This window comes from Marinomonas pontica, from assembly GCF_026191375.1.
Taxonomy (GTDB): Bacteria; Pseudomonadota; Gammaproteobacteria; order Pseudomonadales; family Marinomonadaceae; genus Marinomonas; species Marinomonas pontica.
In genome coordinates this window covers 1-19,141 of sequence record NZ_JAODTL010000022.1, presented here as the reverse complement: position 1 = coordinate 19,141, position 19,141 = coordinate 1, and the positions used below count along the sequence as shown (strand labels likewise).

Annotated in this window: 19 protein-coding genes and 2 pseudogenes; 4 read left to right on the top strand and 17 right to left on the bottom strand. The window is 43.7% G+C overall.

The features are described 5' to 3' along the window. Positions 1 to 6 precede the first annotated feature (6 nt). The 8 genes and pseudogenes from trpA to N5P32_RS03115 all read right to left on the bottom strand — a co-directional run bounded on the left by trpA (position 7) and on the right by N5P32_RS03115 (position 8,581). Entirely contained in the window at positions 7 to 813 is an 807-nt protein-coding gene (gene trpA / locus N5P32_RS03150) for a tryptophan synthase subunit alpha (RefSeq protein ID WP_265727727.1), read from the bottom strand. Next, a complete protein-coding gene (gene trpB, locus N5P32_RS03145; protein WP_265727726.1) occupies positions 810 to 2,018 on the bottom strand; it encodes a tryptophan synthase subunit beta in 1,209 nt (402 codons plus the stop codon). Before trpB ends, trpA begins: the two co-directional genes overlap by 4 nt. 24 nt (positions 2,019 to 2,042) lie before the next feature. Continuing rightward, positions 2,043 to 2,576 carry a phosphoribosylanthranilate isomerase gene (locus N5P32_RS03140; protein WP_322783825.1) on the bottom strand — a complete coding sequence of 178 codons (534 nt, stop codon included), beginning with the start codon at positions 2,574 to 2,576 and terminating at the stop codon, positions 2,043 to 2,045. 34 nt (positions 2,577 to 2,610) lie between these two features. Further along, a pseudogene (gene truA, locus N5P32_RS03135) lies at positions 2,611 to 3,434 on the bottom strand (tRNA pseudouridine(38-40) synthase TruA). Next, positions 3,427 to 5,658 carry a FimV/HubP family polar landmark protein gene (locus tag N5P32_RS03130; protein WP_265727725.1) on the bottom strand — a complete coding sequence of 744 codons (2,232 nt, stop codon included), beginning with the start codon at positions 5,656 to 5,658 and terminating at the stop codon, positions 3,427 to 3,429. Before N5P32_RS03130 ends, truA begins: the two are co-directional and overlap by 8 nt. A gap of 329 nt (positions 5,659 to 5,987) precedes the next feature. Beyond that, the gene (groL, locus tag N5P32_RS03125) at positions 5,988 to 7,631 is read right to left on the bottom strand and encodes a chaperonin GroEL (protein WP_265727724.1); all 1,644 of its coding nucleotides are present in this window, start codon (positions 7,629 to 7,631) and stop codon (positions 5,988 to 5,990) included. Positions 7,632 to 7,690: 59 nt separating this feature from the next. Next, positions 7,691 to 7,981 carry a co-chaperone GroES gene (locus N5P32_RS03120; protein WP_024022707.1) on the bottom strand — a complete coding sequence of 97 codons (291 nt, stop codon included), beginning with the start codon at positions 7,979 to 7,981 and terminating at the stop codon, positions 7,691 to 7,693. A 129-nt stretch (positions 7,982 to 8,110) separates the two neighbouring features. Then, a complete protein-coding gene (locus N5P32_RS03115) occupies positions 8,111 to 8,581 on the bottom strand; it encodes an FxsA family protein (protein WP_265727723.1) in 471 nt (156 codons plus the stop codon). Positions 8,582 to 8,641: 60 nt separating this feature from the next. Here N5P32_RS03115 and N5P32_RS03110 point away from each other — a divergent pair, with 60 nt between their 5' ends. Beyond that, positions 8,642 to 8,962, top strand: a complete 321-nt coding sequence (locus N5P32_RS03110) for an MGMT family protein (protein ID WP_265727722.1) — start codon at positions 8,642 to 8,644, stop codon at positions 8,960 to 8,962. Positions 8,963 to 9,010: 48 nt separating this feature from the next. On the opposite strand, the gene N5P32_RS03105 is transcribed toward N5P32_RS03110, so the two are convergent. After that, on the bottom strand, positions 9,011 to 9,496 hold the full coding sequence (locus N5P32_RS03105) for a YajQ family cyclic di-GMP-binding protein (protein ID WP_265727721.1): 486 nt from the start codon (positions 9,494 to 9,496) through the stop codon (positions 9,011 to 9,013). Positions 9,497 to 9,581: 85 nt separating this feature from the next. On the opposite strand from N5P32_RS03105, the gene N5P32_RS03100 reads away from it, so the two are divergent. Continuing rightward, positions 9,582 to 10,517: a ketopantoate reductase family protein gene (locus N5P32_RS03100; RefSeq protein ID WP_265727720.1), complete on the top strand. Its 936-nt coding sequence runs from the start codon at positions 9,582 to 9,584 to the stop codon at positions 10,515 to 10,517. Between the two features lie 39 nt (positions 10,518 to 10,556). Here the strand turns inward: N5P32_RS03100 and N5P32_RS03095 are convergent, their stop codons facing one another. Both N5P32_RS03095 and N5P32_RS03090 read right to left on the bottom strand, forming a co-directional pair. Further along, a complete protein-coding gene (locus N5P32_RS03095; RefSeq protein WP_265727719.1) occupies positions 10,557 to 11,390 on the bottom strand; it encodes a CvfB family protein in 834 nt (277 codons plus the stop codon). A gap of 79 nt (positions 11,391 to 11,469) precedes the next feature. Then, positions 11,470 to 12,030 carry a DUF1415 domain-containing protein gene (locus N5P32_RS03090; RefSeq protein ID WP_265727718.1) on the bottom strand — a complete coding sequence of 187 codons (561 nt, stop codon included), beginning with the start codon at positions 12,028 to 12,030 and terminating at the stop codon, positions 11,470 to 11,472. A 251-nt stretch (positions 12,031 to 12,281) separates the two neighbouring features. Between N5P32_RS03090 and N5P32_RS03085 the strand changes: the two genes are divergently transcribed. Further along, on the top strand, positions 12,282 to 13,508 hold the full coding sequence (locus N5P32_RS03085) for a DEAD/DEAH box helicase (protein WP_265727717.1): 1,227 nt from the start codon (positions 12,282 to 12,284) through the stop codon (positions 13,506 to 13,508). Positions 13,509 to 13,534: 26 nt separating this feature from the next. Here the strand turns inward: N5P32_RS03085 and N5P32_RS03080 are convergent, their stop codons facing one another. The 6 genes from N5P32_RS03080 to N5P32_RS03055 form a co-directional block, all read right to left on the bottom strand. Further along, positions 13,535 to 14,644: a hypothetical protein gene (locus N5P32_RS03080; protein ID WP_265727716.1), complete on the bottom strand. Its 1,110-nt coding sequence runs from the start codon at positions 14,642 to 14,644 to the stop codon at positions 13,535 to 13,537. Then, positions 14,644 to 15,798 carry a lipoprotein N-acyltransferase Lnb domain-containing protein gene (locus tag N5P32_RS03075; RefSeq protein ID WP_265727715.1) on the bottom strand — a complete coding sequence of 385 codons (1,155 nt, stop codon included), beginning with the start codon at positions 15,796 to 15,798 and terminating at the stop codon, positions 14,644 to 14,646. The genes N5P32_RS03080 and N5P32_RS03075 overlap by 1 nt, the downstream gene beginning before the upstream one ends. After that, positions 15,717 to 16,187 carry a hypothetical protein gene (locus tag N5P32_RS03070; protein WP_265727714.1) on the bottom strand — a complete coding sequence of 157 codons (471 nt, stop codon included), beginning with the start codon at positions 16,185 to 16,187 and terminating at the stop codon, positions 15,717 to 15,719. The genes N5P32_RS03075 and N5P32_RS03070 overlap by 82 nt, the downstream gene beginning before the upstream one ends. A gap of 126 nt (positions 16,188 to 16,313) precedes the next feature. Then, on the bottom strand, positions 16,314 to 17,129 hold the full coding sequence (locus N5P32_RS03065; protein ID WP_265727713.1) for a hypothetical protein: 816 nt from the start codon (positions 17,127 to 17,129) through the stop codon (positions 16,314 to 16,316). Positions 17,130 to 17,266: 137 nt separating this feature from the next. After that, positions 17,267 to 17,875: a GTP cyclohydrolase II gene (gene ribA / locus N5P32_RS03060; RefSeq protein WP_265727712.1), complete on the bottom strand. Its 609-nt coding sequence runs from the start codon at positions 17,873 to 17,875 to the stop codon at positions 17,267 to 17,269. Between the two features lie 108 nt (positions 17,876 to 17,983). After that, positions 17,984 to 18,457, bottom strand: a complete 474-nt coding sequence (locus tag N5P32_RS03055; protein WP_409371072.1) for an Lrp/AsnC family transcriptional regulator — start codon at positions 18,455 to 18,457, stop codon at positions 17,984 to 17,986. Between the two features lie 192 nt (positions 18,458 to 18,649). On the opposite strand from N5P32_RS03055, the pseudogene N5P32_RS03050 reads away from it, so the two are divergent. After that, a pseudogene (locus N5P32_RS03050) lies at positions 18,650 to 18,925 on the top strand (2-isopropylmalate synthase); the annotation flags it as partial. Between the last annotated feature and the right edge of the window lie 216 nt (positions 18,926 to 19,141).

Sequence of the window (19,141 nt, the reverse complement as noted above, 5' to 3'; positions counted from 1 at the left end):
TGCCGCTTAAGCGTCCATTTCATTACGCATTGGTAATAAAATGGCCTCTAAAGCGTCAGCTATATATTCTTTTTGACGATCTTTATTTTCAGCGATAGCGTTTACTAAAACACTGCCCACAATCACACCATCCGCGCATTTGCTTACGGCTGCCGCCGTTTTTGCATCACGGATACCAAAACCTACGCCAATTGGTAAAGAAGTAATCGCACGCAATGAATCAACGTGATTTTTTACACTATTAACATCTAACTCGGCCGATCCGGTCACACCTTTAACAGAAACGTAATACACATAACCTGTCGCCAAGTCACAAATTTTCTTAGCACGTTCAGGGGTTGTCGTCGGTGACAGCAAATAAATAAGATCAATCTCATTTTCTCGGAAGCATTCTACTACATCTGTCGCCTCTTCTGGAGTCAGATCTACTAATAAAACACCATCCACGCCGGCATTTTTTGCGGCATTTGCAAACGCTTGATAACCAAAAAACTCAATAGGGTTCAAATATCCCATCAAGACCACAGGGGTTTGCGTATTTGTCTGCCTAAACTCCGTAATGATTTGCAGTACTTTTTTAATATTAGTACCCGCCGCCAAGCTACGTTCGCACGCCAACTGTATCACCGGACCATCGGCCATCGGATCAGAAAAAGGCATGCCGATTTCAATCACATCAGCGCCAGCATTAACCAAAGAATTCATCATCGTCACGGTAAAGTCTGGACTTGGGTCGCCCGCGGTAATATACGGAATGAGCGCCTTTTTACCAGACTTTTCTAAATTTTCAAAACATTGTTTAATGCGACTCATACTTCTATTCCATCCAATTCTGCAACGGTAAGGATATCTTTATCACCTCGACCAGAAAGATTGATCACGACAATCTTATCTTTATCCATTGTCGCAGCCAGCTTCATGCCGTAAGCAACTGCATGACTTGACTCAAGCGCGGGCATAATTCCTTCCAAGCGGGTCAGGTCTCTAAAACCATCCATTGCTTCATCATCATTAATCGCAACATAATGCGCGCGACCAACGTCTTTAAGCCACGCATGTTCAGGACCAACACCCGGATAATCAAGACCGGCTGAAATGGAATGCGTGCCAATAATTTGACCATCATCATCTGCCATTACATATGTACGGTTACCATGCAGCACACCTGGACGCCCCGCACTAAGAGGCGCTGCGTGTCGACCCGTTTCAATACCATCGCCCCCTGCTTCAACACCATACATAGCAACGCTTTCGTCTTTTATAAATGGGTGAAACATTCCGATGGCATTAGAGCCACCACCCACACACGCCACGACAGCATCAGGCAAACGACCTTCTTGCTCTAAACATTGCGCTTTGGTTTCACGACCAATTACCGCCTGAAAGTCTCGAACGAGTTTTGGATAAGGGTGAGGACCTGCGGCCGTACCAATGATATAAAAAGTATCATCGACATTACCAACCCAATAACGCATTGCCTCATTAAGTGCATCTTTTAACGTCTTGGTACCAGACTCAACAGGAATCACTTCTGCACCCAATAATTTCATTCGATAGACATTCAATGATTGACGACGAATGTCTTCCGCCCCCATGAATACCTTACATTTTAAACCCAATCGAGCCGCCACGGTTGCCGAAGCAACACCGTGCTGTCCGGCACCCGTTTCAGCAATGATATTAGGCTTGCCCATGTGCTTCGCGAGAAGCGCCTGGCCAATTGTATTGTTTATTTTATGAGCGCCAGTGTGATTCAGATCCTCACGCTTCAAATAAATTTTTGCTCCACCCGCTTTTTCAGTAAGACGCTCAGCAAAATAAAGCGGAGATGGGCGACCAACATAATGCGCCAAGTCATGATCAAAAGCGGCCTGAAAAGCACTGTCTTTGGATAAACGCTCGTACATCTCTGCCAAGTCTTCTAAGGCAGACATCAATGTTTCTGAAACAAAAATGCCGCCGTATTGGCCAAATCGCCCATGGGAGTCAGGTAAATCGAAATCAATATTTTTATCCACGTTTTGCTCCACGTATAAACTCTTTCACCTTAGATTCACTCTTAAGGCCTTTAGACAACTCAACTCCCCACTTACATCCACCGCATAAGGAGAAACTTGCGCTATCGCTTGATTCACATTATTGGGCGTTAACCCACCTGCCAACACAATAGGTTTGGACAATTCATCAGGTATTAACGACCAATTAAACACTTCACCTGTTCCGCCAGGCACACCTTCTTTAAAGGCATCCAACAACATTGCACTGGCACTTGGGTATTGGGTAAAAAGAAAGGCAACATCATCCCCATCCCGCACCCTCAAGGCTTTAATATAGGGCCGCTGGTAGGAAAGACACTCTTGCTCAGACTCATCTCCATGAAATTGAATGACCCAACGAGAACTTCCCGCAATCACCGAATCGATTAGGGACGCTTCAGCATCAACAAATAACGCCACGGGTGTTACAAACGGGGGCAATTGAGCGACGATAGCGTTGGCTTTTTCGGGTGCAATATAGCGTGGACTTTTTTCATAAAAAACAAAACCCAACGCATCCGCCCCATGACCACACGCCATCAGCGCATCATCCATGTTTGTTATGCCACAAATTTTAACCTTGCAATTCATACTTTGGCTCTTCAACAAAAGGTAAAAAGTGAGGCCCCAACGGACGAACAGGCACATTAAATTCTTCTGGATATTGGGCATCCACAAAATACAAACCCGTTGGCGGGGCAGTAATCCCCCCTTCGTTCGATCCTTCGCATCCAAGGTTTGCTTAGCCCACGAAACCGGTTTTTCGCCTGCCCCAATTGCCATCAACACACCAGCGAAGTTACGGATCATATGGTGCAAAAACGCGTTTGCCCTAACATCTAAGACAATGTATTGCCCGAGTTGCTGAACATCAAAATGCAGAATGGTTCGGATTGGCGTATTCGCTTGGCATCCAATGGCCCGAAAAGACGAAAAATCATGCGTCCCTAAAAAGACTGACGCTGCCTTTTTCATGGCCTGTACATTTAACGTTTTATAGGTCCATGTTACCCCTTTTGATAATATTGCGGGGCAAAAATCGGAGGAATAAATCACATATCGATAACGACGACTCAATGCACTAAAACGAGCATGAAAATCATCAGCAACATAACGCGCAGCCACTACGGTTATATCTGTAGGAAGGTAAGTATTAACCCCTATTGTCCACGCGCGCTCATTACGTTCTACCTCTGTTTCAAAATGAACGACTTGCGCACTTGCGTGAACACCAGAGTCAGTTCGACCTGCGCAAACCACCTTTACAGGGTGATTTGCGATCACAGCCAACGCTTTTTCTAGATTTTCTTGAACACTTGGAACACCAAACTTTTGTGCCTGCCAGCCCTTATATTCAGAGCCGTTATACTCAACCACCAGAACTACTTTTTTAGTCACTTGGGAACATTCGCTCCATCATATTTTGAGCTTCAGCAATCTGCTGCTCATTACCAGATTCAATAACATCTTCAAGAATGACTCTTGCACCTTCTTCATCCCCCATATCCATATAGGCTCGTGCAAGATCAAGCTTCGTTGCCGCTTCGTCACCACTTGCATCAAAGAAGTCAAACTCTTCTTCGTCATCACTAATTTCTTCATCTTCAGCCGCTTCAGCCTCACCAAAAGCAGGAACATCAAACTCCTCTTCTTGTTGAGTTTCTGCCAATGACTCCTCAATAGAGTTGGCTAATGTATCGCTAGGCGAACCACTAAAAATAGCAGACTCGTCTGCATCATCTTGCTCAACGTCATTCAACAAACTGGAAACAAAAGACGCTTCCTCGCTTTCAGCTTCACTTAGCTCTTCACTTTCTGTCTCAGCAATAGTATCAACATCAGACTCTTCGGCTTCTGGCGAGACAGTTGGAATGTCATCATCTTCAACAAACGCTTCTAATTCATCAAACTCATCCGCATCATCTGAGGGTTCTGACAGAGCTGAATCCTCCTCAAAAGAAGCGAACATATCATCAACATCATCAGAATCCGCTTCCAAAGCGCTTTCAAATTCGTCATCCAGGCCATCAGAAAGATCCATATCATCAACAAGATCTGGCTCTGACAGAGCAGCAGGTGTCTCTTCCTCACCGAACGAACCAAAGTCACTTAAATCCTCGTCCGCATCCGGCGTGTCAAAATCAAATGCGAATGGGTCCTCTTCTTGAAGCTCTTCTTTAGGGCTAGGCTCTTCCGCTGAAGCGAATTCTGTTGCCGCTGCGGCAACAGCGACAGGTGCAGCTACTGCGGCTGGAGAAAGATCAAATTCATCCTTTTTTAATGACTCTTGATCCTCCTGTTTTTTCCCTGAACGTCGCATAACCAAACCAATCAGCAGCCCCATCAGCAATAGAACAACCGCACCAATCGCCACAACTATCGGATTACCAAAAATTTTATTAACCAGTGAATCAGCTTCTGCCTGTTCTTTTTCACGACGAATTTGATCCGCCTCTAATAACTGGTCAACCGTATTTTTTTGCTCTTGAAGTGCCTGTTGCGCACTGGCAAATTGCTGTTGCAACTCGGCCATTTGCTTATCTTTCAGCGTTATAAGCTGTTCTAGTGTTTCTAGTTGCTTATTCAAGTCACCTAGCTGATTAGACAACTCACTTTTCTCACGCTGCTCCTTATCTAACAATTCCTTTGAAGCAGACAGCTCACTTTGCAATGCATTCATGGCCGCATTGGAATCTTCACCGACATTAGAGCTGGCCATTTCCTCAGGCAACAAACTTTGCCCTGACGCCAAGGTGAGTTTGTCACCACCCGCAGAAGGCGACGTAGCGGCAGACTTAGCTTTTGCTTGTGTGTTTAACTGAGCCTGCTCAACTGAAGCGTTTCCTTGAGTGCCTTTCAATGCCATCCATGCGTCATGTTGACGCTGGAATTCTTCTTTTGAAATGGATTTGTTAAACAGAGCGATCTGCTCTTGTGTTGGCAGACGCAAGATTACGCCTTCTTTTAAAAGATTGATGTTATCTGAATAAAAAGCGTCTTTGTTCAACGCCTGAATTGCCATCATCGTCTGATAGATGGTCAACTGATTAGTAGGATTATTTTGCCCAGCGATAGACCAAAGCGTATTGCCTTTTACTACATTCAACTGCCCCTTTGGTGTCATAGTTTCTGCAGTGGAGGCCGCTTGACGGAATACAGAATTATTTGCAGAAGTTTGCGGGGCAGAAATAGGCGATGATTGAACCACCTCTTTTTGAGACTTTTCAACAAGCGCGGATTGGTTCAATGGCGTTTGGTATTCACGAACCACCTGACCACTGGGCCAGCGAGCGGCTAAAATAAAATGCAACTGATCCACTCGCAAAGGTTGGTCAGAGGTAACGGCGACAACAAGTTCACCATTTTCGCGAGTCACATTAAATTTGAGTTGCGATAGCACCCTTGTTGGTGCGAATCCAGCTTGGCGAAACTCACTTTCGCTCCCCAAACGGATCAAAATGTCGTTATCAGTTAAAGCCCCAACATCGGAAAGTTCTATTCTTCCTCGGTAAGGCTCATCCAAATTTGATTGAGAGGTTAACTCACCCAGTTCCAATCCGTAACTGCTGGACACATATAGCGCACCTGACACAGCAATACTAACGAGGGTTTTTCTGAGCATAAGCTTCCCTTTATTTACAAAAAATGGACATAAATATCTGAACAAGTATCTTACACAGGTGACTATTTATCAATAGCTTTAGAATCAATGGTTTGCACTTAATGCAACAGAGAGAATAAAAATACAAAAGTACGATTTATCGTTTACTCCTACTTGAGCAAAACCACCAACAAATCATGCTATTCAGCAGCCGTTATAAACAAGTATAGACGCTATCGAAACCTACTCTCAATTCAACCTATCAAAAAACATAGCTGGTGCAATCGAAGTATAAAAAAAAGCCCCGCTAAACAGCGAGGCTCCTTTAACTTCAATGGGTTAGGGAAGGATCACATCATCCCTCCCATGCCACCCATTCCGCCCATGCCACCCATATCAGGCATGCCAGCATCTTCTTTTGGTAAATCAGCGATCATTGCTTCTGTTGTGATCATAAGACCAGCAACCGATGCCGCCGCTTGAAGTGCAGAACGCGTTACTTTGGCTGGATCTAGGATACCCATTTCCAACATATCGCCGTACTCACCAGTTGCTGCATTGTAACCGTAGTTACCTTCACCTTGTTTTACTTTATCAACCACAACTGACGCTTCGTCACCTGCGTTTGTTACGATTTGACGCATTGGCGCTTCCATCGCACGTAAAGCCAAAGCGATACCGACGTTTTGATCTTCGTTATCGCCAACAAGACCAACCACTTTAGTTAGTGCGCGAACCAATGCAACACCACCACCAGCAACTACGCCTTCTTCTACTGCTGCACGCGTTGCGTGAAGCGCATCATCAACGCGCGCTTTCTTCTCTTTCATAGCTACTTCAGTTGCTGCGCCAATTTTGATAACAGCAACACCGCCTGCCAATTTAGCAACACGCTCTTGAAGTTTTTCTTTATCGTAGTCAGAAGAAGAGTTCGCAATTTCAGCACGGATCTGCTCAACACGGCTTGTGATGTTAGCGGCAACGCCTGCACCATCAACAATAGTTGTGCTTTCTTTAGTCAGTGTAACGCGCTTCGCTGTACCCAACTGCTCAAGAGTCGCCGTTTCAAGGCTCAAGCCCACTTCTTCAGAAATAACAGTCGCACCAGAAAGAACCGCGATATCTTCTAGCATAGCTTTACGACGATCACCAAAACCTGGCGCTTTTGCCGCCGCCACTTTCACAATGCCACGCATGCTGTTGACAACAAGTGTAGCAAGCGCTTCACCTTCAACATCTTCAGCGATGATCAACAAAGGACGAGATGCCTTAGCAACACCTTCCAATACAGGAAGCAATTCGCGGATATTGGAAATTTTCTTATCAACCAACAAAATAAATGGGTTTTCTAGTTCCGCACTCATTGTTTCTTGGTTGTTAATGAAATAAGGAGACAAGTAGCCGCGATCAAACTGCATACCTTCAACCACAGCCAGTTCGTCATCAAAACCAGAACCTTCTTCTACTGTGATAACACCTTCTTTACCAACACGCTCCATCGCTTCTGCAATGATTTTACCTACAGAAGAATCAGAGTTCGCAGAAATAGTACCCACTTGCTCCACTGCACGAGTATCAGCACAAGGCGTAGACAATTCTGCAATTTCTTTAACAACAGCCGCCGCAGCTTTGTCGATACCGCGCTTAAGATCCATTGGATTACGACCCGCTGCAACGGATTTTAGACCTTCAGTAACAAGCGCTTGAGCCAATACTGTCGCCGTTGTTGTACCATCACCAGCAACATCATTTGCTTGAGATGCCACTTCTTTAACCATTTGCGCGCCCATGTTTTCAAACTTGTTTTCAAGTTCGATTTCTTTAGCTACAGTGACGCCATCTTTTGTCACTAACGGTGAGCCAAAAGATTTTTCAATGACAACGTTACGACCTTTAGGTCCCAACGTGACTTTCACTGCATCCGCAAGAACATTAACACCTTTCAGCATTTGCTGACGTGCGCTATCTCCAAACTTTACTTCTTTAGCTGACATTCTTTTATACCTTTAACTGTTTTAAGTGTTACAAATCGAATATGAACTACCAGGACAAATTAGGCTTCAACAACGCCGTAAATTTCGTCTTCTTTCATAATAAGTAGTTCTTCACCATTGATTTTCACTGTTTGACCTGAGTACTGACCAAACAACACAGTGTCACCAACGCTAACAGCCAACGCTTGCACGTCACCATTAGATTGAATACGGCCAGTGCCTACAGCCAAAACCTCGCCTTGTGTAGGCTTTTCTGTAGCAGATCCAGGCAGAACGATACCAGATGCGGTTGTTGTCTCTTCTTCTTTACGGCGAACAACGACACGATCGTGCAAAGGACGAATATTCATCAATCATTTTCTCCAATTAAAACAATACCAGGACGCCCCTGGCAGGACTTATCTCGCTTTCTAAAAGCAAGAATCTCTATCGAGGTTTTATATACGGCTAGTAATTCGTATTTCAACCCAAGCAGTGAATTATTTTTTATCTATTAAATCATTATCATCCTGAACATATTCCCCTTCGATAATGTCTCCATCACGGGAAGAATATGTCCCTTGTCCCGCACGCCATTGCGTGCCGCGCGCCATCATTGAACTGATGAATTTCACAATGAGACCCGCCGCAAAAAGCTTTCTTAGTGGTGGCACCAATAACAGCGCCCCTATGGCATCGGTTACAAAGCCTGGAATCAACAAACACAAACCAGCGAAGATTAACATTACCCCTTCCGCCACTTCAGCTGCAGGTAACTCTCCACGACGCATTTTTTCCTGCGCTTTTAACGACGTTTCCAGACCTTGTTTACGAATCAAAGTCACACCAATAATGGCCGTCAAAAAAACCAAACCAACCGTCGCCAGCGCACCAATTTTGCTGCCGACTTGAATCAACACTGTCATCTCGACAATGGGCACCAAAATAAAAAGTAACAGTGCAAATCTCATAATCACCTTCTTTATGTCATACTTAAATTCGAACAATACATGATATCTATGGGCGAACCTTTGACTAATCAAGCAATGTTGCATTTTAAATCTCAAGTACTACTTATATTAAGCGAGGTTCCGTTCGGACAATACATCGCCTATGGGGAACTGGCCAAGCAAGCCGGCTTCCCCGGATATGCCCGCCATGTTGGCACCCTGTTGAAAACACTCCCTAAAGACACCAAACTGCCTTGGCACAGAGTCGTAAACGCACAAAAAAGAATCAGCTTTACAGAAAATTCAGACGCTTATGTCAGGCAGAGAGAAAGGCTGGAACAAGAAGGCTGGGTAATCGTGGGAACAAAACTCGTACTGAATGAAAAGAGCCAAGCAAAATAAACAACAAAACAGGTCATTATTCTTTCACTTGGCTCTCGTAAATCAAGACTAATCTCTAAAATTCGTAAATTGCACTGGCTGAGCCAAATCCGCACCACGCAATAAAGCCATTACCTGCTGAAGGTCATCTCGCTTCTTACCCGTTACGCGCAATTGATCACCTTGAATCTGAGCTTGCACTTTCGCTTTGCTGTCTTTGATCATTTTAACGATCTTTTTCGCTTCGTCTGTTTCCAAACCTTCTTTCATTTTAACGGCTTGAGAAGCGCGCATATTGCCTTTAACAACACTTTCTTTTTCCAGACTTTTCAGGTCAATCCCACGACTTACCAACTTTTGATTCAAAATATCAGACATTTGGCGAAGTTGGGGCTCGGCTTCCGCTTCCATTACGACACTGGATTTATCTTTAATTTCGTAATGCGCTTTTACGCCCTTAAAATCATAACGTGTAGTAATTTCTCTGTTGGCCTGATCGACAGCATTGCTGACTTCGTGCCAATTCAACTCGGATACTACGTCAAATGATGGCATTTTCTGCTCCTTAGCATTTCCAAATAATGTATTTTGGCGCGATAATAACAGGGATTGAAATAAAACACCTAATGGAAACCTATTTATGAAGAACACGCCTTGGTTAGTCATCGGCGCTGGCGCTATTGGTCTTTTTTGGGCCTGTAAGCTAGAAAAGCTCGGCAATAAAGTCCATCTTGTGTATCGATCTGAGAGTCCCGGAAAAAAAATCACCCTAGAATCATTGACCGATGAAGAAGGACAACAGCAGGTCAGTGAATCCAAGCATAAAATTAAAAGCTTCAAAGCCAGCGAACTAACCGATCAATATGACAAGGTCCTACTGTGCACTAAGTCTTTCGATCTTAAAGACGCTTTCTTACAAATCGCTGATCATGTCACCGAAAACGCAGACATCGCTTGTTTGTGTAACGGCATTGGCGCGCAAGAAGAGCTGCAAAGCACCTTGCTAGATACCCAAACATTGTGGGCTGGAACCACCAGCGAAGGCGTACTAAAGATCGAAAGCAACCATATTAAGCACACTGGCCTTGGAGACACTTACTTCGGTCAATGGCGTACGCAATCAGAACCCAAAGAGTTCCCTGTTGACAACATGACGGTAACCAACATTCACCAAAGAATGATTGAAAAACTGGCGGTAAATGCCGTCATTAACCCTATCACAGCCATTTTCAACATACATAATGGCGACATATTAAATGACGAATTTAAACCTTTAGTTGAAGCCACACTGACCGAACTGTCCAGTGTTTTTACTCACCCACAATTCAGTTACGCCCAAGAAAGCCAGCATCTCACTTCGGAAAATTTAAAAAACAGAGTGCATACCGTTGCCCAGTTAACGCGACTTAATCGCTCGTCGATGCATGAAGACATTCGCCTACACAGACAAACGGAAAACAGTTTTATTTCAGGGTTCTTGTTGGCAAACAGCCCGATTGAACTTCCCGTTCAGAGATTACTATACGATGGTGTTGCCTTTGCAGAACAACGTGAAGAAGTCAAAAAAAGCTGCTAAGTCTTCCTTAGCAGCTTTTTAGCAAATCAACAGTGACGACTAAATTTTTGTGATTTTTTCTTTTGTCAGAAGAATTTTCTTTTCTTTGTACAATGCGCCAAGGGCTTTTTTATACGTCGCTTTACTGACTTTAAAAACCGCATATATGGCTTCTGGAGAGGCTTTATCCGTCAACGGAGACTCGCCGCCATGAGCGTCTAAGTAGTCCAAAATATCATCTAAAATGTTTCGAACTTTCTTATAGCCGACTTCTTGCAAACTTAAGTCGATTTTACCGTCTTCTCGCATTTGCTTAATAAAACCCACTGTTTTTTCGCCTTTACGCAATTGTCTAAAAGCGTCTTCAAAAAACAAAACACCCCAGAAGCGGTTATCGATAACACACTTAAAGCCGATGTTGGTTTTATCTCCAATAATGATAGAAACCTTGTCACCCACTCGGTAAGGCGCTTCTTCTCGATTTAATAAAGCATCTACCTTAGTCGTAGCAACAATACGGTTTGTTATTTGATCCAAGTAAATAAACAAAAGGTGCGTTTCACCTTCTTCCACTCGGTTCTTCTGTTGACTGAAAGGCACCAATAAATCTTTTGGCAATCCCCAGTCAAAAAACGCACCCACTTGGTTAACCGCAATGGAAGTCAATGCAGCAAACTCACCTACTTGCGCTTTAGGGAAGTCGGTTGTCGCAATCAATTTATCATCTGAATCAAGGTAAACAAACACCTCGACTTCATCATCTATACCAACGCCTTTTGGTACATAACGTTTAGGCAACAATATTTCGCCTAGGAGGTCGGCGTCTAAATACACACCAAAATCTTTTTCTTTAACGACTCTTAATGTGTTTAAGCGCCCAATTTGAGTAGCCATGCGTTCTCCGGCAAGCAATTTTTTTCGCACTATACGCACTTCATTTTTAAGCGCAATACAGACAGTTTAATTTCAACGCTCATTCACTCTCGGCTTTCATACAACCAGCAAACATATCGTCTAGTTTTGTCTTTCCAAGCGTTTCCATTTTTTCTATATTTTGATTGGGGATATCAGACGTATCACCATAAAACTCAATCGCTTTATCAACACTCGCCTCCCTCAAAAGATGTAACATAGGGTAAGGCGATCGATTCGTGTAATTGGACACATCATCCGGTTCGGCGCCAGAAAAACAATAATCCGGGTGGAACGTTGCCAACTGATAAACGCCTTCGCACCCTTGGTCAAACATGACATTTTCCGCTGTTTCAACAAAGTCCAAATAGCGATGAAAGTCTTTAAACAACGTAGGAAAAATCAACAAAGTCGTTTCTGTTTCAGGGTGTTCATCAAGCCACTGCACTTCCGCCATCAGCTCTTCCAACGCCACATCCATTTTTTTTGAACGCAATACCACACAGCGCACTGTTTCGCGTTCTACTTCTCGCTTGGCGAAAGGACAAACATTCAACGCCACAATAAACTCTTTCACCCACGACATAGTTTGGGTGGTGACCAACTCATCCGATAGCAACATATCTTGTCTTCTTATCAATATTTGTTTGTATTTTAGAGCAAAGCCAACACAGGGTCTAACTTATCAAGCCATCCACTGATGTTTAGATTTCGAATCCACAAAAAACAAGGTATCATGAATGCAAATACAGTCCATTATAGTGGCCATACCTCGATATTTATTATGATAACCATAGTAGATTTATGATTGTCATGGTTAACCAATGATTTTCATAAATGGTCTTGCCATTTATCCCGCTACAGAGAGTTTACATGTCATTTGCTGAATTAGATTTGGATTTCACCATTGAACAAGCCATTAGTGACCTTGGCTTTGAATCCCCAACGGAAATCCAAGAACAAGCCATTCCTATCGCCTTAGATGGCTCTGATCTTCTGGCCACCGCACCGACTGGCACAGGAAAAACCATTGCATTTTGCGCACCAGCGATTCAGCACATCCTTGACCGTGACGAGCAATCCACCACCGCCCCTAAAGTCCTTATTTTAGCCCCTAGTCGTGAGCTAGCCCGTCAAATTTTTAATGTGGTAGAACAACTCACAAAACATACTCGCATCCAATCGCAGCTCATTATTGGCGGCACGCCTTATGGCATGCAGCAACAACAACTGAGCGAACCGTGCGATGTCCTAGTCGCTACGCCAGGGCGCCTTGTCGAACTGGATGAAAAACAATGGCTGGATCTCACGGATGTATCGTACTTTGTTATCGACGAAGCCGATCGCATGTTGGACATGGGCTTTGTAAACGCCATCAATCACATTGCTAAAGAGCTACCAACAGAACACCAAACTCTGATGTTCTCAGCCACACTTGAAGGCGAAAAAATGGGGCGCTTTGCAAGTGCACTTTTGAACAGTGAAACTCAGCAAATTCGTCTGGGTGAATCTGCTCGCACTGTACCGAGCCAAATCCGTCAAATTGCTTACCGCGTAGACAGTGAAGAACACAAAGAAGCCGTTTTGAAACACCTACTCACGCAAGAACGTGTGCAACAAGCCGTGTTATTCGTATCCAACCGCGAACACGTAGACGTCTGGGTTCAACGAATTCGCAAAATGGGGTTAATGTGTGACGGCTTGCATGGCGAGATGAAGCAAGGCGACCGCAGTGAGCACATGAAACAAATGAAACGCGGCCGCCTACAGGTCTTGGTCGCAACGGACGTTGCGTCCCGCGGCATTGATCTACCAGAAATCAACACCGTCATTAACTTGCGTTTACCACGCAAAGCAGACTCCTACATTCACCGAGCGGGTCGAGCTTCACGTGAAGGCGCACCGGGTGATTGCATCTCGTTAATCGACATTAACGACCTACCAATGATCGAAAAGATTCAACGTTTTATGCAAGCCAACATCAAGTTTGGTCGCATTGAGGGGCTTGAGCCTAAAACCAAAGCTCGCTCACCAAGCAATAAGAAAAAAGCAAGAAGAAGCCTGCCCCAAGCAAAAAATAGCCAAAGACCATTATCTTAAAGGGCGCAATATGCGCCCTTTTATACTCAGCAACCTTCAACACTGGTCGCTCTGACGACAAATTGATCTACTGGACAAGAAATAGAGTTTGGTACTTGCACCGTGTCACCATAACACCCGCCAGTATTACTGATCATATTGTTCAATACTCCCCGATACTGAACCACACTGCTGGCTGGACATTGCACAGTAAAACTCACATTAACACAACTCACCAGTCTAGGTTGTATGCTTGGCAATACACCGTATACATGACTTTCCCCAAAACAATTTCGAGCCGCAAGGCGAGTACCTGCTTTTAGACTTCCCAGATAGGCCAGTTTATTGGCTTCCTCCTGCTCATTCTCCCTTTGCCTTGCTAACCTTCGAGCTTCTTGCTCACGCTTACGGGCTTCGTTAGCTAAGCGCCTTTCCTCTTCAGCTTTACGCCTTTGCTCCGCTTGACGTCTAGCTTGCTCTTGCTGTTGCTGCTGTATCGCCAAGGCATTTTGCTGCTGCTGTTGCAAACGTCGTTGCTGAGCTTGTTGTTCTTGTTTACGAAGCTCACGCTCTTGACGTTGGGCTTCATATTGCTGCATCTGCCTCTGAAAGTCTGCTTGCTGACGAGCCAAATCTGCCTGCAATTGGCTATTCACTTGATTCAATGCAGCACTAAATGCCGCAAGAGTACTATTGGAGCTACTTGAAGATGAATCATTTCTTCTCGGCGCAGGGACGTCAGTACAATAGTAATGAATCATATCTCCCACTACGCACATGCCATATTCTTCAGACCTTGGACAACTAGACGCACACTGCTCTTCCAGTTTCATCTGTGCAGCCAGACGCTTTTGTTCATTATAAAAGTCTTCTTGTTTTTTGCGATACGTCACAAGTTCAGCAAGAGTAACGCTTGAAGCTTTATCAAAAACCAAAGCCCGCGCCCTTTTTATTTCACGATCCGCACAATTAAAACGTTCGTTTTCAGCGCAATCATAGGCCTTATCTACAGCTTCATTAAACTCAATCTCATCCAATTGATCCAGTTGGTCCAGTTGATCCAACAATGACATTGCATCGTCTTTAGATGACTCTGCGTGTACATGAGTCGCAAAGCCCAACCCTACTAAAAAGCTAATTACCATGAAGCGATTCATTAAAAAAACCTCTCTAATGTCTCTATATTGTCCAATGCCTGCGCCAATTCATGCTCTAGCCCTTTTAGCTTTTTAATCAATGAATTATCCGACACTAACGCAGAGTTAATAACGTCGAATACACGCTGTTGAGCTTCTTGGGAATGGCAGCTCCGTCGTTTATCAAAGATGTATTCGGGTAACTGCGACACACTCGGTATTCCATTGAATCGTTCGACTTCCCTACTAATTTGTCGCAAAGGCTGCATATAACACTGCAGCAATAACTGCTTATCCTCGCCATCTGACATTTGCGCTATTTTTACTTCAAGAAGCTGAATTAAATTTAGCTCCACAATGATAGAGACTACCTGCTGAAAAGACTCAAACCACAGCAACATTAACCATCTTTCCTCAAGCAAGCGCTGTGCTTCAACAAGTCGTTCATTTCGCTGAAATGCTTTATAAATAGCATCGTCAGAAAGCAAAGCAATTAATCTGGCCGAAGCGCGGGTCTGACCGTATTCATCTAAAGAATAAAAAGGATAGTCAGCTATATTGCTCTGCAAATAATCCAAAGCCTGCTGGTAATAAATACGGTTACGCGGAAAAAAATAGCCTTGCTGTTCCGCCAACGCTAATGATGCAAATACATCACCACGGGCCAACTTACTATCACGCAAAGCGCTAAATAATGAATCAGGACGTAAAAAATCTAACTCGGTTTCTTCTTCCTCCTCCAACCCAAGGGCTTGATTTAACAAATCCTGCAACAAAGTCGCACAATTGGCGGTAATGAATCGATAATTTCCTCGATATGCCCAGTGAATCTCTGACAAATCACGCACGATCTGTATTATTTCATTTTCACTAAGATTCAAAGGCAGCGAATAGACATCACGGTCAGCCAATACGGTATTACTGCGAAAAACTTCCCGGAACGTGGAGCCGAACAAATGCGCGTCATACCCACCAACTAAACCTTTTAAAAGGTCCATCTCCATTCCATCAATCCGTGCGACATAGCCTAGAAAAATGTGATTAAGAAGATTCTTGCGACAGTCCAGAAGCGATGAGCTCACATCAGGACACACTAAAAAACGTACAGAAACATGACCAAATGAAGAAGCAACCCCCTTCCCTTCTGAAGCAAAGACCAAATGTATTTCTCGCACAGCTCTCGGATCAACCGTAACAAGCTGCCCACCAACATGCGTGTCAAATAGAAAAAAGGCACGGATTGAAGACAATGATCGTAATTTAACTGACCATCGAAGCGCTTTCTAAAATAGGATGCGTAAATAGGATGTCGGCACTCAAAATCGGCTTGAGTCAAATAAGCCATCAAAAGCGAAGAGAAGCTCACCACATCTTGTCTATGCCTATCCGAAACCAGTGATTGTACATACATAAAACGTTGATCGGCTATTATGCCTGCTGTATTGAGAGCAGAGGTCGTATCATCTTGTGCTATTTCCTCTCGTGACAACGCAGAAATTGCATGACACAAATCAGGCTGAGCTGATGCCTGAGCAATCAGTTTAGGGGCCTTTTTTTGTAACACGCCATCTGCCTCAATATTGCAAGAACCAACTCTTGATACGTCTGCTCTATGAAAGGCACAACCTGATAGTGCTAACAAGATCACCAAACATCCAAGACGGCACGCGACAAAAAAACTCATAAAATATTACTGGGAGACTTGCGCGACCATTGAGTCAGGGTTCGCCCAACGAACAGCATGCACCTCCAAGTCTTCTATTCGGTTTTGTATTCCTCGACGAGTTGAGTAAATAGAGGGAGACGATAGTAAATCAACAACGGTCAAACTCGGCAAACCTGTCACCATCGTTGAACTTGCGCTTGAGTTAGAGTTTTCTATCGCTCGTGGAAACAAACCCAACCAATAAAAATAAGGATTCGCTTCCAACTCTTTATTAAGCGCTGCCAGTTTTATTTGACGATCTTTTTCCTTTTTCAAGGCCTGATATTGATCAGTCCAAAAGCTAACTTTTTGTGGGTCTTGATCTACGCCGTCACCCGTTTGATAGCGGGAAATTAAACGTTGAATCGCCTTAAGGTCGCCTTTTTCAGATTTCTCTATATCGGATTTCACTGCCGCTGCTAGCTTCCTTTCTTTTTCTAATGCTAAGCGCCGAGCAGCTTCTTGATCACGAAGTACTTTCATCTCTACACCATATGCGGTTAGTGATGCAGCTGGTAAGATAACTCTTACTCGCTGTGGGCGACTAGAAGAAGCCTCTATAGAGGCTGAGAAAATTTTCTCCTTTTCTTTATTTACGCTTAACACCGCTCGAATTTGATACGTTCCCTCATCTACTAAAAATGCCTCCCGCTGAAAATCTTCACAATCAAACTTATAACTGTCATTTAGATAAACCTTAGCGCCATTGGTATTTTCCTGACAATAAATACCAATTACTGCGTCAGCAGAGAACGCAGAAGAAGAGAAAGCAAGTAGGAGTAAAACAAGGCTTTTTTTCATCGTTATGCCCACATTGATATGAATTGAGAAAAGCAAACCATGTAACAACAACGTCAAGAATAATAAAAAAAACGCAAACACAAAGTTTTAAGCAAAAAAAGCCCCCATGCAGGAGGCTACAACACTCTTAAATCGCTTTAATCAAACTTCAAGGTATGTTGTTTTCGCTTTGCTTTAGTTTCTAAATACGATCGGTTATGCTGATTCACATGCACCTTGGTTGGCACCAACTCAACAACGTCAATGCCATGCTCAACCAATTGTTGCGCTTTGTCAGGGTTATTGGTCAATAAACGCACCTCTTTAACCTCCAATGCTTTCAACATTTCTGCCGCCACCCCAAAGTCACGCCCATCATCAGGCAAGTGCAGCATCTCATTGGCTTGGTAAGTATCATACCCCCTATCTTGCAAGGCATACGCTTCTAACTTTGCGTACAAACCAATGCCACGACCTTCTTGACGCAAATAAAGGATATAGCCACCTTCTTCATTTATTCGATCAATTGCTTCATCAAGCTGCTCACCACAATCACATCGCCCGGAGCCGAATACATCCCCCGTCAAACATTCTGAATGCAAACGTACTAATGGCACCTTCGATTCTGCCGGTGTGTTTTGTCCTTCAAAAAATATCCCTATATGTTCTTTGCCTGAGTCATCGCCGTTAAAGGAAATAAACTCAGCCATCACGTCGCCCGCCCTCACGGGGATCATTACTCGACGTTTAATTGTCAAATCACTCATCACATCTTCTCTACTAGGGATTTTTTACTGTATCTACTTAGTACAAGTATAACGCTCATTAATTTGGTCAAAAGCTAAAATATCAATACTAAATAAGGAAATAAGCTTTTAAATCAAATGATCCAGTGGCAAAGAAGTACTTTCTTTTACACTGCGTAGCAAAAAGCTTGACTGAACACCGGTCACGCCAGGAATACGTGTTAATTTTCCTAATAGAAAATCGTGGTATTTCTCCATATCCTCAACAACAACCTCCAACAAGTAATCACAATTTTGACCTGTTACTAGATTGCAGTTCCTTACTTCAGGAAACGCGTCCACTTCATCTTCAAACACACTAAATCGATCCGGAGTATGTCGGTCCATGCTGATTTGCAAAAAGGCCGTCAATTTTAACCCTAAGCTCGACTTTTTTAAGATGGTCACCTTTCGATCAATTACGCCAATGTCCTCTAGTGCTTTTACACGACGCAAACAAGGAGACGCTGACAACCCTACTCGATCCGCCAACTCTTGGTTTGTTAAGCTAGAATCTTGCTGCAGTTCACGCAAAATATTTAAGTCGATTTTATCAAAAGCCATTATGGCGACTCCAAATTGCTAATTTTTTCATGTTATACGCAATATAATGCCATTCACATTGAAAATTCCACAAAAAACGCAATCTTTTACCCAATAAAATTCGCTATGATAGAAGCATAAAGAATCACTTAACCAAGTGACGCATTAAGAACCAGAGCTTACCCGCTCAACGACATGAAGAAGGGAAAGATCATGACATCTTTTGACCATACTAAGTATACGCCATTCAAACCAGTCGCCATTACAAACCGCACGTGGCCAGATCAAACCATCACCAAAGCACCAATTTGGTCTAGCGTTGACCTACGCGACGGCAACCAAGCATTGGTTGAGCCAATGACAGTGGATCAAAAGAAACAATTTTTCGCCCTACTAGTAGACGTTGGATTTAAAGAAATCGAAGTCGGCTTCCCGGCTGCCTCACAATTGGATTTTGACTTTGTGCGTTGGTTGATCGAAGAAGATCAAGCCTTGATGACATTGAAACGACATTGGTGGTGGGGTTGATCGACATGCGTCTCTGGGTGAAAAGGCCGTAATTACGTTGCCAATAACGTCTTGCAACGTGTTGATGTTCATGGACCTGGAAGACATTGGCAAATCGCCGTGATGACGTAATTACGTGAAAAGACGTGGCAATACCTGACGAATGAGTGCCTGACCTCACTAGCTTTGTTTGAAATT

Coding starts and splice junctions, on each gene's coding strand:
- trpA (WP_265727727.1), bottom strand. CDS start 813: ATGAGTCGCATTAAACAATGTTTTGAAAATTTAGAAAAGTCTGGTAAA.
- N5P32_RS03140 (WP_322783825.1), bottom strand. CDS start 2,576: ATGGCGTGTGGTCATGGGGCGGATGCGTTGGGTTTTGTTTTTTATGAA.
- N5P32_RS03130 (WP_265727725.1), bottom strand. CDS start 5,658: ATGCTCAGAAAAACCCTCGTTAGTATTGCTGTGTCAGGTGCGCTATAT.
- groL (WP_265727724.1), bottom strand. CDS start 7,631: ATGTCAGCTAAAGAAGTAAAGTTTGGAGATAGCGCACGTCAGCAAATG.
- N5P32_RS03120 (WP_024022707.1), bottom strand. CDS start 7,981: ATGAATATTCGTCCTTTGCACGATCGTGTCGTTGTTCGCCGTAAAGAA.
- N5P32_RS03115 (WP_265727723.1), bottom strand. CDS start 8,581: ATGAGATTTGCACTGTTACTTTTTATTTTGGTGCCCATTGTCGAGATG.
- N5P32_RS03105 (WP_265727721.1), bottom strand. CDS start 9,496: ATGCCATCATTTGACGTAGTATCCGAGTTGAATTGGCACGAAGTCAGC.
- N5P32_RS03100 (WP_265727720.1), top strand. CDS start 9,582: ATGAAGAACACGCCTTGGTTAGTCATCGGCGCTGGCGCTATTGGTCTT.
- N5P32_RS03095 (WP_265727719.1), bottom strand. CDS start 11,390: ATGGCTACTCAAATTGGGCGCTTAAACACATTAAGAGTCGTTAAAGAA.
- N5P32_RS03090 (WP_265727718.1), bottom strand. CDS start 12,030: ATGTTGCTATCGGATGAGTTGGTCACCACCCAAACTATGTCGTGGGTG.
- N5P32_RS03085 (WP_265727717.1), top strand. CDS start 12,282: ATGTCATTTGCTGAATTAGATTTGGATTTCACCATTGAACAAGCCATT.
- N5P32_RS03080 (WP_265727716.1), bottom strand. CDS start 14,644: ATGAATCGCTTCATGGTAATTAGCTTTTTAGTAGGGTTGGGCTTTGCG.
- N5P32_RS03065 (WP_265727713.1), bottom strand. CDS start 17,129: ATGAAAAAAAGCCTTGTTTTACTCCTACTTGCTTTCTCTTCTTCTGCG.
- ribA (WP_265727712.1), bottom strand. CDS start 17,875: ATGAGTGATTTGACAATTAAACGTCGAGTAATGATCCCCGTGAGGGCG.
- N5P32_RS03055 (WP_409371072.1), bottom strand. CDS start 18,457: ATGGCTTTTGATAAAATCGACTTAAATATTTTGCGTGAACTGCAGCAA.